The organism is Streptomyces sp. Wb2n-11, assembly GCF_001049855.1.
GTDB lineage: Bacteria > Actinomycetota > Actinomycetes > Streptomycetales > Streptomycetaceae > Streptomyces > Streptomyces altiplanensis.
In genome coordinates this window covers 1,029,756-1,044,334 of record NZ_CVPB01000001.1, presented here as the reverse complement: position 1 = coordinate 1,044,334, position 14,579 = coordinate 1,029,756, and the positions used below count along the sequence as shown (strand labels likewise).

17 protein-coding genes are annotated in these 14,579 nt (G+C 72.4%); 7 read left to right on the top strand and 10 right to left on the bottom strand.

The features are described 5' to 3' along the window. Positions 1-11 precede the first annotated feature (11 nt). The 4 genes from BN1555_RS04535 (at position 12) to BN1555_RS04520 (ending at position 4,791) form a co-directional block, all read left to right on the top strand. Positions 12-416, top strand: a complete 405-nt coding sequence (locus BN1555_RS04535) for a hypothetical protein (protein WP_093798072.1) — start codon at positions 12-14, stop codon at positions 414-416. Positions 417-573: 157 nt separating this feature from the next. Then, positions 574-2,700, top strand: coding sequence for a phage holin family protein (locus tag BN1555_RS04530; protein WP_176709949.1), 2,127 nt, complete (start codon positions 574-576; stop codon positions 2,698-2,700). Between the two features lie 65 nt (positions 2,701-2,765). Then, positions 2,766-4,145, top strand: coding sequence for an amino acid permease (locus tag BN1555_RS04525; RefSeq protein WP_093798070.1), 1,380 nt, complete (start codon positions 2,766-2,768; stop codon positions 4,143-4,145). Between the two features lie 148 nt (positions 4,146-4,293). Further along, positions 4,294-4,791, top strand: a complete 498-nt coding sequence (locus tag BN1555_RS04520) for a nucleotide triphosphate diphosphatase NUDT15 (RefSeq protein WP_093798068.1) — start codon at positions 4,294-4,296, stop codon at positions 4,789-4,791. A 55-nt stretch (positions 4,792-4,846) separates the two neighbouring features. Here BN1555_RS04520 and BN1555_RS04515 read toward each other — a convergent pair whose 3' ends face one another. The 7 genes from BN1555_RS04515 to BN1555_RS04485 form a co-directional block, all read right to left on the bottom strand. Next, positions 4,847-5,647 carry an amino acid ABC transporter ATP-binding protein gene (locus BN1555_RS04515; RefSeq protein WP_093798066.1) on the bottom strand — a complete coding sequence of 267 codons (801 nt, stop codon included), beginning with the start codon at positions 5,645-5,647 and terminating at the stop codon, positions 4,847-4,849. Between the two features lie 10 nt (positions 5,648-5,657). Next, positions 5,658-6,458, bottom strand: coding sequence for an amino acid ABC transporter permease (locus tag BN1555_RS04510; RefSeq protein WP_093798064.1), 801 nt, complete (start codon positions 6,456-6,458; stop codon positions 5,658-5,660). Further along, entirely contained in the window at positions 6,455-7,297 is an 843-nt protein-coding gene (locus BN1555_RS04505) for an ABC transporter substrate-binding protein (protein WP_093798062.1), read from the bottom strand. The genes BN1555_RS04510 and BN1555_RS04505 overlap by 4 nt, the downstream gene beginning before the upstream one ends. 155 nt (positions 7,298-7,452) lie before the next feature. Continuing rightward, on the bottom strand, positions 7,453-7,743 hold the full coding sequence (locus tag BN1555_RS04500) for a hypothetical protein (protein WP_141662807.1): 291 nt from the start codon (positions 7,741-7,743) through the stop codon (positions 7,453-7,455). Positions 7,744-7,772: 29 nt separating this feature from the next. After that, positions 7,773-9,059 carry an RNA polymerase sigma factor gene (locus BN1555_RS04495; protein WP_093798058.1) on the bottom strand — a complete coding sequence of 429 codons (1,287 nt, stop codon included), beginning with the start codon at positions 9,057-9,059 and terminating at the stop codon, positions 7,773-7,775. Between the two features lie 48 nt (positions 9,060-9,107). Then, positions 9,108-9,464 (bottom strand): YciI family protein, encoded by a 357-nt coding sequence (locus BN1555_RS04490; protein ID WP_093798056.1) that lies wholly within the window; start codon positions 9,462-9,464, stop codon positions 9,108-9,110. A gap of 137 nt (positions 9,465-9,601) precedes the next feature. After that, positions 9,602-9,886, bottom strand: a complete 285-nt coding sequence (locus BN1555_RS04485; protein WP_093798054.1) for a hypothetical protein — start codon at positions 9,884-9,886, stop codon at positions 9,602-9,604. A 266-nt stretch (positions 9,887-10,152) separates the two neighbouring features. On the opposite strand from BN1555_RS04485, the gene BN1555_RS04480 reads away from it, so the two are divergent. Beyond that, a complete protein-coding gene (locus BN1555_RS04480; protein WP_093798052.1) occupies positions 10,153-10,566 on the top strand; it encodes a hypothetical protein in 414 nt (137 codons plus the stop codon). Positions 10,567-10,604: 38 nt separating this feature from the next. Here BN1555_RS04480 and BN1555_RS04475 read toward each other — a convergent pair whose 3' ends face one another. After that, entirely contained in the window at positions 10,605-11,414 is an 810-nt protein-coding gene (locus tag BN1555_RS04475; RefSeq protein WP_093798050.1) for a helix-turn-helix domain-containing protein, read from the bottom strand. 96 nt (positions 11,415-11,510) lie between these two features. Between BN1555_RS04475 and BN1555_RS04470 the strand changes: the two genes are divergently transcribed. Beyond that, on the top strand, positions 11,511-11,816 hold the full coding sequence (locus tag BN1555_RS04470) for a 4a-hydroxytetrahydrobiopterin dehydratase (RefSeq protein WP_093798048.1): 306 nt from the start codon (positions 11,511-11,513) through the stop codon (positions 11,814-11,816). Between the two features lie 80 nt (positions 11,817-11,896). Here BN1555_RS04470 and BN1555_RS04465 read toward each other — a convergent pair whose 3' ends face one another. Continuing rightward, positions 11,897-12,856, bottom strand: coding sequence for a LysR family transcriptional regulator (locus BN1555_RS04465; RefSeq protein ID WP_093798046.1), 960 nt, complete (start codon positions 12,854-12,856; stop codon positions 11,897-11,899). 268 nt (positions 12,857-13,124) lie between these two features. On the opposite strand from BN1555_RS04465, the gene BN1555_RS04460 reads away from it, so the two are divergent. Then, positions 13,125-14,042, top strand: coding sequence for a class I SAM-dependent methyltransferase (locus BN1555_RS04460; protein WP_093798044.1), 918 nt, complete (start codon positions 13,125-13,127; stop codon positions 14,040-14,042). 18 nt (positions 14,043-14,060) lie between these two features. Here the strand turns inward: BN1555_RS04460 and BN1555_RS04455 are convergent, their stop codons facing one another. Then, positions 14,061-14,546: an RICIN domain-containing protein gene (locus BN1555_RS04455; RefSeq protein ID WP_093798042.1), complete on the bottom strand. Its 486-nt coding sequence runs from the start codon at positions 14,544-14,546 to the stop codon at positions 14,061-14,063. Between the last annotated feature and the right edge of the window lie 33 nt (positions 14,547-14,579).

Below are 14,579 nucleotides of genomic sequence, written 5' to 3'. Positions count from 1 at the left end.
GGGGTGGGGGCATGGACGAGGTACGCGTGGCAGTCATCGCCAGCCTGACTCCGCTCGAGGAGCTCGACACGGACCCGTTCCTGGTGGACACCCGCAGCCAGCAGGCCGTGTGCGCGCGCTGGGCCGCCGACCAGGGCTATGTCGTCGTACGGCAGCTGCTCTTCTACGGCATGCGCCCCGACCACCCCGGGCTGTGGGCGGACATCGAGGCGGGTGCGGCGGACCTCTTCGTCGCGCCCGGCGAGCGCGTGCTGGCGCGGGCGCTGACCTCCGTGCCGGAATTCTCCGCGGAGTGCGGGCGCCGGGGCGTGCGCCTGGAGACGGCGGGCCTCGACGAGCCCGCGTACAGCGCCGCCATGAAGGCCGGCGTGCACCGGAGACTGTCGATGCCCACGGCCGGGTACGACGGCTGCTGACCGTTTCCGGCGCACCGGTTCTCTTCGGTTTCTTCTGCACTCTCTTCTGCACCCGGCCGCCCTCCCCACCGGCTCGGACAGCCGGGGCGACCCCGTCCCGCTGTGCCACGCTGGGAAGCGGGCCCGGGTGCGGCCCGGAACGTGAGGTGGGGACGGCGTGGTCCGAGGGCGATGGCGCAGCGCGGTCAGTGCCCTGCTGCGGGTGGTCGCGGTGTGGGCCGTCTCGACGCTCACGATGCTGGTGCTCGCCGGCATCCTGCCGGACTTCCAGCTCCAGGACGACGACGGCGACAGCATCACCCGGGTCGCGCTCACCGCGGTCTGGGGCGCCGGCGCCTTCGGACTGCTCGGCGCCCTGGTCTGGCCGCTGGCCGTACGCGCGCTGCTGCTCGTCCCCGCCCTCGTCGTCGGCCTGCTCGCCTTCTTCCTCAACGGCTCCCTGCTGCTCGTCGCGCTCAGCCTCATCCCCGACGGGCGCGGCGAGGCCGACCCCGAGACCGCCGTGGTCGTCGCCGCCGTCATGTCCGCCGTCGCGTCGGCCACCTCCGGAGCGCTCGCGGTACGCGACGACGACGCGTACCGGCGCAGGCTCTACCGGCTCGCCCACCGCCGCCACCGGCGGGTCGGCGACGACGGGCGCAACGGGCTGCCCGGCACGCTCTTCCTGCAACTCGACGGCGTCGGCCACGAGGCGCTGCGCGAGGCGGTCGCCGACGGACTGATGCCGACCGTCGCCGCCTGGCTCGGCGGTGACGAGCCCACCCACCGGCTGACCCCGTGGCGCACCGACTGGTCCAGCCAGACCGGCGCCAGCCAGCTCGGCATCCTGCACGGTTCGAACTTCGACGTCCCCGCCTTCCGCTGGTACGAGAAGGAGAGCGGCGAGGTCGTCGTCTCCAGCCGCCCCGCCAGCGCCGCCCTGATGCAGCGCCGCGCGATCGAACGCACCGGCGACGGCGGCCTGCTCGCCTTCGACGGCGCGAGCCGCGGCAACCTCTTCAGCGGCGGCGCCGACCAGCTCGCCCTCGTCCTGTCGATCGCCGCCAGGCGTGGCAGGTCCAACCGGTCCCGCGCCGGCTACTTCGCGTACTTCTCCGACCCCGCCAATACGGTGCGTACCAGCATGTCCTTCGTCGCCGAGGTCGCCCGGGAGATCGGCCAGTCGACCGCCGCGTGGCTGCGCAGCGACAGCCCGCGCGTGAAGCGGGGCGGCTTCTACCCCTTCATCAGGGCCTTCGCGACCGTCGTCGAGCGCGACGTGGTGGTCGCCGCGGTGCTCGGCGACATGCTCGCCGGGCGTACCGCCGTCTACGCCGACCTCGTCGCGTACGACGAAGTGGCGCACCACTCCGGGCCGCACAGCCCGGACGCGCTGAAGGTCCTGGAGCGGCTCGACCGGTCGCTGGGGCTGATAGCCAAGGTCGCCGAGCATGCCCCGCGCGCGTACCGGATCGTCCTCCTCTCCGACCACGGGCAGAGCCCGGGGGAGACCTTCGAGGGCGCGTACGGACTCACCCTCGCGAACCTCGTCAGGGCCGGCTGCGGACTGCCCGTCCCGCGCCGTGCGGCGCGCACCGTCAGCGCGTCGGAGGCGCGCGACGCCGTGCGGACCGCGCTGCACCGCCCGGTGGCCGACGACGAGGAGGAGCGCCCGGAGCCCGGCACCGACCCGGTCGTGCTGGCCTCGGGCAACCTGGGGCTGATCTCCTTCCCCGACGCCGCGGGCCGGGCGACGCGCGAGCAGATCGACCGGCACCACCCCGCGCTGCTGACGACGCTCGCCAACCACCCCGGCATCGGCTTCCTGCTCGTACGGAGCGAGGAGCACGGCGCACTGGTGCTCGGGGCCGACGGCGCGCAGCTGCGTCTCGACGACGACGGCACGGGGGACACCGGGCCGCTGGCGGTGTTCGGCCCGGGCGCCGCCGACGCCGTACGCCGGACCGACGGCTTCCCCCATGTCGCCGACATCATGGTGAACTCCCGGTACGACCCGGACACCGGTCGCGTGCACGCCTTCGAGGAGCAGATCGGCTCGCACGGCGGCCTCGGAGGCGAACAGGCCCGGCCCTTCCTGATGTCGCCGTACACCCTCTCCCCGCCCGTCGCCGACGGGCGGGAGCTGGCCGGAGCCGAGCAGGTGCACCGGGTGCTGCGGCGCTGGCTGCGCGAGTGCCAGGGGCCGCAGGTGCCGCTGACGGCGACGGAGGATCCCCGGTCAGAAACGGAAGCGGAAGGACCTTTTCCGGTCAGGGGCGGCACCGTACAGGATAAATCCGCCTGATTTGGTGCACTGTTTCCCGTACCGGAGCATGGTCGGGCTTTGGTACGGAGAGAGGCGCACCCCCCATGACCACCCTGACCACCCCACCCCCCACAGTCACCCCGGCGAGCGACGCCGACGAGGGCGGCAAGCACGCCCGGCGCTTCGGGCTGCCGGTGGCGACCGCCCTGGTCATGGGCAACATCATCGGCGGCGGAATCTTCCTGCTGCCCGCCTCCGTCGCCCCCTTCGGCACCATCAGCCTGGTCGCCTTCGGAGTCCTGACCCTCGGCGCGATCGCGCTCGCCCTGGTCTTCGGGCGGCTCGCCGGGAGGCACCCGCGGACTGGCGGCCCGTACGTCTACGCCCGCGAGGCCTTCGGCGACTTCGCCGGCTTCCTCGCCGCCTGGAGCTACTGGATCACCACCTGGGTGTCCAACGCCGCGCTCGCGGTGGCCGCCGTCGGCTACCTCGACATCCTCATGCCCGTCCACGGCTCCGTCGCCGCCACGATCACGGCCGCGCTGGTGCTCCAGTGGCTGCCCGCCCTCGCCAACCTGGCCGGCACGCGCTACGTCGGCGCCGTCCAGCTCGTGGCGACGGTCCTGAAGTTCGCGCCGCTGCTGCTCGTCGCTGTCGGCGGGCTCTTCTTCTTCGACCCGTCCAACCTCGGCCCGTTCCAGGCGAGCGGCCAGGGCCCGCTCGGCGCCGTCTCCGCCTCCGCCGCCATCCTGCTCTTCAGCTACCTCGGCGTGGAGTCCGCCGCCGTCAGCGCCGGAGAGGTCCGCGACCCGCGGCGCAACGTCGGCCGCGCCACCATCCTCGGCACGCTGGGCGCCGCCTTCATCTACCTGCTGGGCACGCTCGCGGTCTTCGGCACCGTCGCCCACGACAAGCTGGTCGGCTCCACGGCGCCCTTCTCCGACGCCGTGAACGCGATGTTCGGCGGCTCGTGGGGCGGCACCGCCGTCGCCTGCGCCGCACTGGTCTCCATGGTCGGCGCGCTCAACGGCTGGACGCTGCTGAGCGCACAGACGCCGTACGCCGCCGCGAAGGACGGCCTCTTCCCCGCCGTGTTCGCCACGAAGCGGCGCGGGGTCCCGACGGTCGGCGTCCTGGTCACGGCCGTCCTGGCCTCGCTCCTCACGGTCTACAACTACACGGCGGGCCCCGAGGGCGTCTTCGAGATCCTGGTCCTGGTCACGACCTTCACGGCCACCGTCCCGTATCTGCTGTCCACGGCCGCCCAGATCTACTTCCTCGCCTCCGGCCGGTCCGCCCGCGTCGACCGCCGCCGCCTGGTCCGCGACGCGGTCCTCGCGGCCCTCGCCTTCGGCTTCTCGATGTGGCTGGTCGCGGGCTCGGGCTATGCGGCGGTCTACCAGGGCGTGCTGTTCCTGTTCGCGGGGGTGCTGGTGTACGCGTGGATCGCGGCCCGCAAGGCCAGGGCCGGGGCCGCCGCCTGAGTACCTGATCCCCCGGGGGCCGGGGCGGGGCCCGGTCGTGGGAAGGGGCGGGCGGGGGAAAGCGCCGCAGGCATCCCGTGCCCCGGGCCCCCTGCGCCCGCTACCCTCCCTCGGGCACCCCGCACCCGTTCCGGACCAGGAGGTACACATGACGGCCCACCCCGCTGCCGCCGCCGCGCACCCCGAGCGGGCCCGCCCCGCGCCGAACGGGCTCACCGGCGTAGGAGTCGTCGTCGCCGGCCCCGGGGGCCGCGTCCTGCTGGGCCTCGCGCACGACGGCCGCTGGGAGCTCCCCGGCGGCAAGGTCGACCCCGGCGAGAGCTTCGAGGAGGCCGCCGTGCGCGAGCTGGCGGAGGAGACCTCGCTGCGCGCCGACGCCGCCGCGGTCCGCATCGTCGCCGTACTCATGGACGGCGTCACGGACGGCGTCCGCGGCGTCACCCGGGTCACGGCCGCCGCGGTGCTGGAGGGCGCCACGGGCACGCCGCGCGTCACCGAGCCGCACAAGATCGTGCGGTGGGAGTGGTTCGGGGCGGACGACGTGCCCGGGGACCTCTTCGTACCGTCGGCGTCCGTACTGCGCGCCTGGCGCCCGGAGCTGGACCTCCCGGACGCCCCGGCGCACTGCTACCCGACGGCTCGCTGAACCGCCTCCGGCCGCCCGGCCTCCACCGCCGCCCGCACGGTTGTCGCCCGCACGGTCAGTCCGCCGCGGGCCCGCCGGTGCCCGCGCCCGGCGCGGCGGCGGCGGACGGATCCAGGATGCGGTTGAGGAAGTTCCTGGTCCGCTCGTGCCGGGGATCGCCCACGACCTGCTCGGCCGGGCCCTCCTCGACGATCACCCCGCCGTCCATGAACACGACCCGGTCGGCGACCTCCCGGGCGAAGCTCATCTCGTGGGTGACGACCATCATCGTCATGCCCTCCGAGGCGAGCACCCGCATGACCGCGAGCACGTCGCCGACGAGCTCCGGGTCGAGCGCGGAGGTGGGCTCGTCGAAGAGCATCACCTCGGGCCCCATGGCCAGCGCGCGGGCGATGGCCACCCGCTGCTGCTGCCCGCCGGACAGCTGCGCCGGGTAGGCGTCGGCCTTGTCGGCGAGTCCGACGCGCTCCAAGTTCTCCCGGGCCACCTCGGCGGCCTCGGCCTTGCCCCGGCCCAGCACCCGCCGCTGGGGCAGGGTGAGGTTCTCGGTCACGGTGACGTGCGGGAAGAGGTTGAACTGCTGGAAGACCATGCCGATGCGGCGGCGCACCGCGTCGATGTCGACCTCGATGTCGGTGACTTCCGTACCGCCGACGAAGACCTGGCCCCTGCTGGGCTCCTCCAGCAGGTTCACGCAGCGCAGCAGCGTCGACTTGCCCGAGCCGGAGGGCCCGATGACGCACACCACCTCGCCCCGGGCGATCTCCAGGTCGATGCCGCGCAGGACGTGGTTGTCCCCGAACGACTTGTGCAGGGCACGGATCTCGATCTCGATCTCGATCTCGGGCTGTGGCATCGGCTCGTCCTCACTTGGCCTTGTCGGCGCGGGCTTCCAGGCGGCGCACCACGAAGCTCAGCGGCACCGTCACGATCAGGTAGCACAGCCCCGCGACGAGGATCGGGGTGGAGTTGGCGGTCTGGCTGGCCAGGTCCCTGCCGAACTTGGTCAGTTCCCGCTCATTGAGGGTGATGCCGAGGAACAGCACCAGCGAGGAGTCCTTGAACAGCAGGACGAGCTCGTTGGTCAGCGGCGGGATGACGATGCGGAACGCCTGCGGGATGATCACCGAAACCATCGCCCGGGCGTGGGAGAAGCCCAGCGAACGGGCCGCTTCCATCTGCCCCTTGGGCACGGCCTGGATGCCCGCCCTGATGGTCTCGGCCATGTAGGCGGCGGCGACCAGACCGAGGCCGAGGGCGACCTTGCCGTACGTACCGCCGGGAATCTCGGTCCCCGGGAACGCGAGCGGCACCGCGACGCCCACGAAGATGAGGATCAGCAGGGCGGGCAGGCCGCGGAAGATCTCGATGTAGACGCTCGCGACCCACCGGTAGGGGGCCACGGACGACAGCCGCATCAGCGCGACGACCAGGCCGAGCACCAGCCCGAACGCGAACCCGGAGAGCGTGTACACCACCGTGTTGCGCAGGGCGGTGGTGATGATCTCCGGGAAGAGCTCCGCGACCAGGTCCTTCTGCGCGAACTGGTTCTGCAGCCGGTCCCAGTCGGCCAGGAAACCGAGCAGGACCAGGACCGCCACGAAGAGGGCGTACTGGATGCCCTGCGAGACGCGGCGCCGCTGCCGCCTGGAGAGCCGGGAGGTCACGACTGGACCTTGGGCATCGGTCCGATCCACTTCTCGTAGAGCTTCTTGTACGTGCCGTCGGCCCTGGCGTCGCTGATGGCCTTGTCGATGGCGGCCTTCAGCTCGGTGTTGCCCTTCTTCACCGAGAACCCGTACTTCTCACCGGTCTCGATGTTCTGGCCGAGGACGAACGCGTCGGCGTTGGCCTTGTCCTTGAGCCAGCCCTGCACGACGGGGTAGTCGATGACGACGGCGTCGACCTGACCGGTGCGCAGCCCGTTCAGTACGGCGTCGGAACTCTCGAACGCCACCGGGTCGAAGCCCTTGCTCGTGGCGTAGCTCTCGCCGGTCGTCTCCGTCTGTGCCCCGAGCTTCTTCTTCCCGGACTTGACGTCGTCCAGCGTCTTGACGCCGCTCTTCTTCGTCGCGAGCAGCGCCTGGGTGGCGTCGAAGTACGGCACGGAGAAGTCGACGTTCTTCTTGCGCTCGTCGGTGATGGTCATGCCGGCGGCGGCGAGGTCGCACTCGCCGGAGTTGAGGAACGCGCCCGTCTTGAAGTTCTCGAACGGGGTGTCGAGGATCTTCTGCTCGACCTCGAGGTTCTCGGCCACGAGGTCGACGAGTGCCACGTCGAAGCCGACGACCTTGCCGTCCTGCTCCGACTGGAAGGGCGGATACGGCAGGTGGGTGCAGGTGGTCAGCTTGCCCTTCTCGACCACGGGTACGCCCCCGGCGGCCTCGCCCGGCCCTTCGTCGTCCGAAGAACAGCCGACGGCGAGGAACAGTCCGGCTGCCGCGGCACCGGCGGCGGCGAGAGTGCGGAAGCGGCGGGCGCGGTGGCCCTTGGCCGTCCTGGACACGGTTGACCTCCATGGGGCGGGGCGCGGGCGCCGGCGGGGAAGACCGAGCCGTCAGCGGTGATCGTAAGCCAGCGGGCCCGCTTTCGGGGCGCAGGACGCCACATCGCCCGCCCCCGGCGGACGCGGGGACGGGCGACGGCGTGCGGTGGAGCGGATCACATGTTGTTCCCGGCGTCGATGAGCTGCTTGATCCGCCGGTCGATCGCCGCGGCCTGGGCGCGGGCGCGCTTCGCCGCCTCGGGCTCGCCCATCCGGTCCAGCTTCTTGGCCTCGGCCCTCAGATCGGCGGACTGCTTGCGCGGTTCTTCGATGTTGACGGTGAGGGCGCCACCGCGAGCGGCCACGGCCTGCTGGCCGGTCGTGGCGGCGTGCGCCGGCAGAGCCGTGAGAAGAACGCCGCCGGTCGTCGCGGCGGTCACGGCGAGCGTGGAAATACGTCGAAGCATGAGAGCTTCCCCCTGGTGCGGGTCGGTCATTACCTGCCGGTAACCCTATGTGAAGCGATCTTGTGTTCCGGTCGCTTCTCCGCCGGACCGGCGGCATCGGCTCTCTTCAGCAGCAGCTCCCGCTCACGTGCGTTGCGGGTCAGGGAAGCCGCCCTCTCGAACTCCGCGCGCGCGTCCTCTGCCCGCCCCAGACGCTCCAGCAGGTCGCCCCGGACGCTCGGCAGCAAGTGGTAGTCCTTCAAGGACGGCTCGTCGGCCAGCGCGTCCACCAGCGTCAGGCCGGCCGCCGGTCCCTCCGACATCGAGACGGCGACCGCCCGGTTCAGCTCGACCACGGGGGACGGGACCAGCGCCGCCAGCCGGCCGTACAGTGCGGCGATCGTCGCCCAGTCCGTGTCCTCGTAGCGGATCGCCCGCGCGTGGCACGCGGCGATCGCGGCCTGGACGGAGTACGGGCCGAGACCCGCGCGTCGCAGGGTCTCGATGCCGCGGTGGATGAGCATGCGGTTCCACCTGGCGCGGTTCTGGTCGGCGAGCAGCACCGGCTCGCCGCCGGGGCCCGTGCGGGCCGCGATGCGCGACGCCTGGAACTCCAGGAGCGCGGCCAGACCGTGGACCTCGGGCTCCCCGGGCATCAGCGCCGCGAGGACGCGCACGAGCCGCAGCGCGTCCTCGCACAGGGTTGGACGCACCAGGTCGTCGCCGGCCGTCGCGGAGTACCCCTCGTTGAACACCAGGTAGATGACTTCGAGGACCGACTCGACGCGGGCCGCCCGTTCGGCGCCGTACGGCACCTCGAAGGGCACCCCGGCCTTGGCGAGCGTCCGTTTCGCGCGCACGATCCGCTGGGCGACCGCAGGTTCCGAGGCCAGGAACGCGCGGGCGATCTCCTGCGTCGTCAGCCCGCCCAGCAGCCGCAGCGTGAGCGCGACCCGGGCCTCCGTCGACAGGACCGGATGACACGCGGTGAAGATCAGCCGCAGCAGGTCGTCGTCGATGCCGTCGGCGTCCGCCGGCTCGGGCGGCGGCACGTCCTCCAGTGCCCGGCCCACCTCCGCCAGCTTGCGCGCGTACGTCTCCTTGCGGCGTACGAGATCGATCGCGCGGTGTTTGGCGGTGGCCATGAGCCAGGCGCCCGGCCTGTCCGGGACACCTGACTCCGGCCACTGCTCCAGTGCGGCGACCAGAGCGTCCTGCGCGAGCTCCTCGGCGATGCCCACGTCCCGCACGATGCGGGCGACACCTGCGATGATCCGCGCGGACTCGATCCCGAACACCGCTTCGACCGTCTCGGCCACGTCACTTGCTGCTGTCACGGCCACTTATCAGAGCAGCCGCACGAGGGCGGGGCAAGCGCGGCCGGATCAGCCCTCGGTGATCTCGCGGACCTCGGCGGTGATGGTCCAGTAGTCCTCGTGGGTCTGGAGGAACCGCTTGGTCCACTCCACCGCCTCGGCCTTGTCCTTGGCCTGGATGATGGAGTAACCGCCGATGACCTCCTTGCTCTCGGTGAAGGGCCCGTCGGTGCAGTTCGTCTTCCCGCCGGACCAGGTGACCCTGGTGCCCTCGGAGGTCGGCGTGAGCCCGGCCGTGTCCAGCATGGCCCCGGCCTTGGTGATCTCCTCGAACAGCGCGCCCATGCGCTCCACGAGTTCGGGGCTGGGGCCTTCGGCGGGGGCGTTCTGCTCGTCGATGCGGATCAGCGTCAGGAAGCGCGGCACGGTGACTCCTCGGTGCGGGAGGGCGGGGGCTTTCCCCGCCTCTCACCCTTGCGTCGAACGGGAGACACCAGGATCGACAGCCCGCCCGGAATCCTCCGAAGAATTTTCCGGAGCGGCCGCCGGGGTGCTCGGGCCGCCTACATCCCCGGTACCCAGTAGTTGTGCACCTGCGAGGTCTGCGGCATGCCGCCCTGCGGGATGCCGACCTCCGCCGCGACCGGCATGACGGTCTCGTTGAACCGCCGCAGGGCCTGCTCGGACTCCCACAGATCGAAGATCCGCAGGCCGGATCCGGTCGGGACGGTGACGTGCGCCAGACAGCCATCGAAGGGGTTGCCGGGAAGCGACCGGAGCTTGGCGTGCAGTTCGTCGTACTGCCCGGTCGTCACGCCCGTCAGTTCGGCCTGCATGAAAATCGCCATCGGGAATCTCCTCCGTGTGAACAGGTCCGGTCCCTCCCCGCCGCCGCGCCGACGGCCTGGTCCGCGGCCAGCACACCACGCCCGCCCCGCGGCGGCATTCCACCCGGTGCCATACGAGGGGCGTCCCGCTGCCGCGTTACCCCCGGGGTAATCGACCCCCTCCCGCAGACCCGGCATCGTTGCGGTCACCGGGGACCGGGCGGCGCACTCCGCCCGGTCCCCGGCCCCCTTCCGGTCCGTACGACCCCGACGGAGGCTGACGCGTCATGTCCGCAACCCTGCTCGCCAACCTGTCCCGCACCACCGACCCGCAGACGATGCTGCGCCGCTTCCTCGCGCTCGACGCCGTGGTCACCACCGCCAACGGGCTCGTGTACGTCGCCGCGTCCGGCCCCGTCGGACGGCTCCTCGGGGTCGGCTCCGGGCAGCTGCTCGCCATCGGGGTGTTCCTCGTGCTGTTCGGGGCGGGGGTCGGACACCTCGCCTCGCGCCGGCAGCCCGCCGCCTTCCCCGTCAAGGCCGTCATCGAGGCCAACCTGGTGTGGGCCGTGGCCAGTCTCGCCGCGCTCGTGCTGTGGTTCTCGCCGACGGCCGCCGGGACGTTCTGGATTCCGGTGCAGGCCGCCACCGTCGCCGGATTCGCCGGGCTCCAGCACCTCGCGCTGCGCGCCAGGGGCTGAGGGGCCGGGGCGGGCGGCCGGTGGGAGTGGCCGCCCGCTCAGACGGACAGCGACCGGAGGTACTTGACCGTCGCCGGGTCGGCCGGGAGGAACGTCTCTATGGCCAGCTCGGCGACCGTCACGTCCATCGGCGTGTTGAAGGTCGAGATCGACGAGACGAACGACAGCACCTGGCCGTCGTGCTCGACCTGGAGCGGCAGCGCGAAGTACGGGTACGGCGGATCCTCCGGACGTGGCGCCTCTCCCGGCCCGGGCTCCGGCACGGGATAGGCCGCCACCTCGTCGTACAGCGCGCGCAGCACCGGTGACCTGGCCAGCGCGATCTGGCGCTCCATCTGCGCCAGGAGATGCCCGCGCCACTCCGGCAGATTGCGGATCCGCGGGGCGAGGCCCTCCGGGTGGAGGGTCAGCCGCATCGCGTTCAGCGGGGGCGCGAGGAGGTGCTCCGGCACGCCGTCGAGCAGCATCATGATCCCGCGGTTCGCGGCGATGACGGTGTACGAGCCGTCGACGACGAGGGCCGGGTACGGCTCGTATCCCGCCAGCAGTTGCCCGATGCCCTCCCGCAGGGCGCCCAGCGCCGGGTCGTCGAGCGAGGTCTCGGCGTACTGGGGGGCGTAACCGGCCGCCAGCAGCAGGGCGTTGCGCTCCCGCACCGGTACGTCGAGGTGCTCGGCCAGGCGCAGCACCATCTCCTCGCTCGGGCGCGACCTGCCGGTCTCGATGAAGCTGATGTGCCGGGCGGACGAATCCGCGCGCAGGGCGAGCTCCAGCTGACTCAGCCGGCGCTGCTCGCGCCAGCCGCGAAGGAGCGTGCCCACCCCCTGGTCGACCGCGACAGTTGTCATGGGACAAGACGGTAACCGACCCGCGGTCGCGCGTGCCCGTTCCGGCCGGAAGTGGCAGGCTGACCAGCAACACCGCATCGTGGAGGGAGCTTCCCCATGCCCACTGAGCCGTTGTCGCAGAAGGAGATCGAGGACCGTCTCCGTGAACTCCCGGGCTGGTCGCTGGACGGCGACCGGATCACCCGTACGTACCGGCTCGGCACGCACTTCGCGGCCACCGCGCTGGTCGTCCATGTCGCCGGGATCCAGGACGAGCTGGACCACCACTCCGACCTGACACTCGGATACAACACCGTGGCGCTGACCGTCAACACGCACAGCGCGGGAGGCGCCGTGACCGAACTCGACTTCGAGCTCGCACGCCGGATCGAGGACATCGCGCCGGGACACGGGGCGAGCTGACGCGGCCGGGCGCCCGCCCCTCGCTCCGCGGGCCGCGCGGGGAGGGGACGGGCGCCCGGCCGGCGGCGGTGGAGGACCCGTCAGGACGTCGCGCCGAAGCGCGGGTGGGACGCCAGCCACGCCGGGTAGCTCTCGCTGCGCGCCACCGCGTCGGTGTACGCCCCGCGCGTGTGCCCGCTCACCGTCACCGCCGCGTCGGCCGCCGGCGCCCCCGGATGCCAGCCCAGCAGATGGCGCCAGCTGAGCGGCGCCCCGGCCAGCGGGCGCGTGACGATTCCCGGCGTCGGCGGGAACGTCGCCCGGCACAGGCCCACCGCCCGCCCCACCTGGACGAGGTGGACGCAGGACGCCGTGTCCGTCTCGTACACCGACACCGGGGCGAAACCGGCCCGCGCGCAGGCCGCGGCGAAACAGTCCGCGAAGCAGCCCTCGCCCGGCACGTCCGTCCAGCACTCCCCGGCCAGCCATCCCAGCTCCAACTCCGTTCTGCCCGCGAGCCGATGGGACTCGGGCAGCATCACGAAGACCGGATCGACCCCGACGAGCTGCCAGGTCAGCCGGTCCGTCGCGGGCGGTGAGCTCTGCCCGCAGGTCCCGATCAGCCCGAAGTCCAGCCTGCCCTCGACCAGCATCGTGCTGATCTCACCCACCGACCAGGTGGTGTACGTGGTGACGGGCGTCGTGGGGAGGGCGGTCGCCAGCCGGTCGACCAGGCCGCCCAGCAGCGGCCCGTGCGTACCGCCGAGCCGGAAGCGCTGGATGTTCGCCCAGGTGTTGGCGAAACGGACCGCGTCCTCCTGGAGTTCACGGACCGCGGGCAGCAGTACCCGCGCCCGCTCCAGCACCAGTTCGCCGAGCGGGGTGGGCCGCGAACCGGTGTGGTCGCGGTCGAAGAGGGGGCCGCCGAGCGCCTTCTCGATCCGCCGCAGCTGCGTGCTGAGCGCGGGCTGCGCCAGCCCGAGGGACGCCGCCGCCTTGGTGAGACTTCCGGCGTCGGCGATGGCCCGTACGGTCCGCAGGTGGCGCAGCTCCAACTCCATGCCCGCAAGCTATGGCCGCCGGTTCGCCTCAGCAATACGTCTGCGTCGCACCTCTGCGTCCTACCCGGGACGGACGGCGCGTTCGGCAGGCCATGTCCGGCGGGTGAAGCCCATGACCGGTCGGGGCGGGCCAGGCCTTCTCGCCGCCGGCCGTGAAAACGCCCCGCGCGCCGGCTGCCACCGTCTCGCGGGAGTGCCAGAGGGGCGGCGTTTTGCCGAAGCGGCAAGAAGATTCGCCGCGGGAGCGATCCGGCGGGAAGGTGGGGGCATGACGCCCCACAGAGACCACCACAGTGCCGGCCACGGTCACCGCCACGACCACGGCCCTGACCACCACGCCACCGACTTCGACTGGGACGCGCTCGCCACGCACCTGGAGCACGAGGCCGAGGTGCACCGCCCGGTGTACGAGCAGGCCGCCGCCTGGATCGCCGAGCGCTTCCGGGGACCGCAGGGCGTACGCCGCGTCCTGGACATCGGCAGCGGCCCCGGACTGATCACCTGCCTGCTCGCCGAAGCGTTCCCGGACGCGGAGGTCGTGGCCGTCGACAGCACCCCGGCGCTCCTGGAACGCGCCCGGGCGCGGGCGGAGCGGTCCGGGCTGGGGGAGCGGGTACGTACCATCACCGCCGAAGTCCCCGGCGAGCTGGGCTCATTGGGCGAAGCCGACCTGGTCTGGGCCTCCAACTCCCTACACCATGTGGGTGACCAGCGCGCGGCCCTCACCGGCTTCGCCGGGCTGCTGCGGCCCGGCGGAGCGGTGGCCCTGTTCGAGGGCGGCCTGCCGGCGCGCCACCTGCCCCGTGACGTCGGGATCGGCAGGCCGGGCCTGGAGGCGCGACTGGAGGCCGTGTCGGTCGAGTGGTTCACCGCGATGCGGGAGGCGCTGCCCGGCGCGAAGGCCGAGGTGGAGGACTGGAGCGCGCTGCTGGCCGCCGCCGGGCTGACCCCGGACGGCAGCCGCTCGTTCCTGCTCGACCTGCCGGCGCCGCTGTCGGCCGCGGCGCGCGAGATGGTCGTCGAGACCTTCGCACGGCAGCGCGACGTGTTCGCCGAACACCTGGCGGCCGACGACACCGCGACGCTGGACCGGCTGCTGGACGCGCAGGACGCGGCGGGGCTGGCGCATCGTCCGGACATGTTCCTGCTGAAGGCGCGCACCCTGCACCTCGCGCACCGCGTCTGACCGGCCGGCGGACCGGGCCTAAAGGGCGACCACCGGCTCCAGCTGCCACCACTGGCCGGGGGAGTCGGTGTCCTCCCACTGCTGCACGTTCGCGCCGTCGTCCATGCTGCCGTCGGCGACCTCCAGCAGCAGCCCGCTGACGTAACTGATCAGCGTGACCGTGCCCGGTGCGTCCAGGTGCTGCTCGATGATCCACTCCTGGGCGCCGAAGTTGTTGGCCTTCCACTGCTGGACGTTGGCGCCGTTCTCGGTGGAGGCCCCGGCCACGTCGAGCCGCTTGCCGCTCGCGGCGTTCACCAGGTGGTAGAGGCCGCCGCCACTGTGCACGGCCGACACCTCCCACTGCTGCGCCGGTGCGCCGGTGTCCTTGCCCTGCTGGACGTTGACGCCGCTGCCCCTGCCGCCGCCGTACACCTCCAGGAGCAGTCCGCTGCCCACGTTGCGCAGCCGGTACGGTCCTTCCTTGATGACCTTGAGTCGCGGCTCCCGGGCTTCCCCGCTCATGTCTCTTGCTCCTTCAGGCAGTTGAGGCAGTCG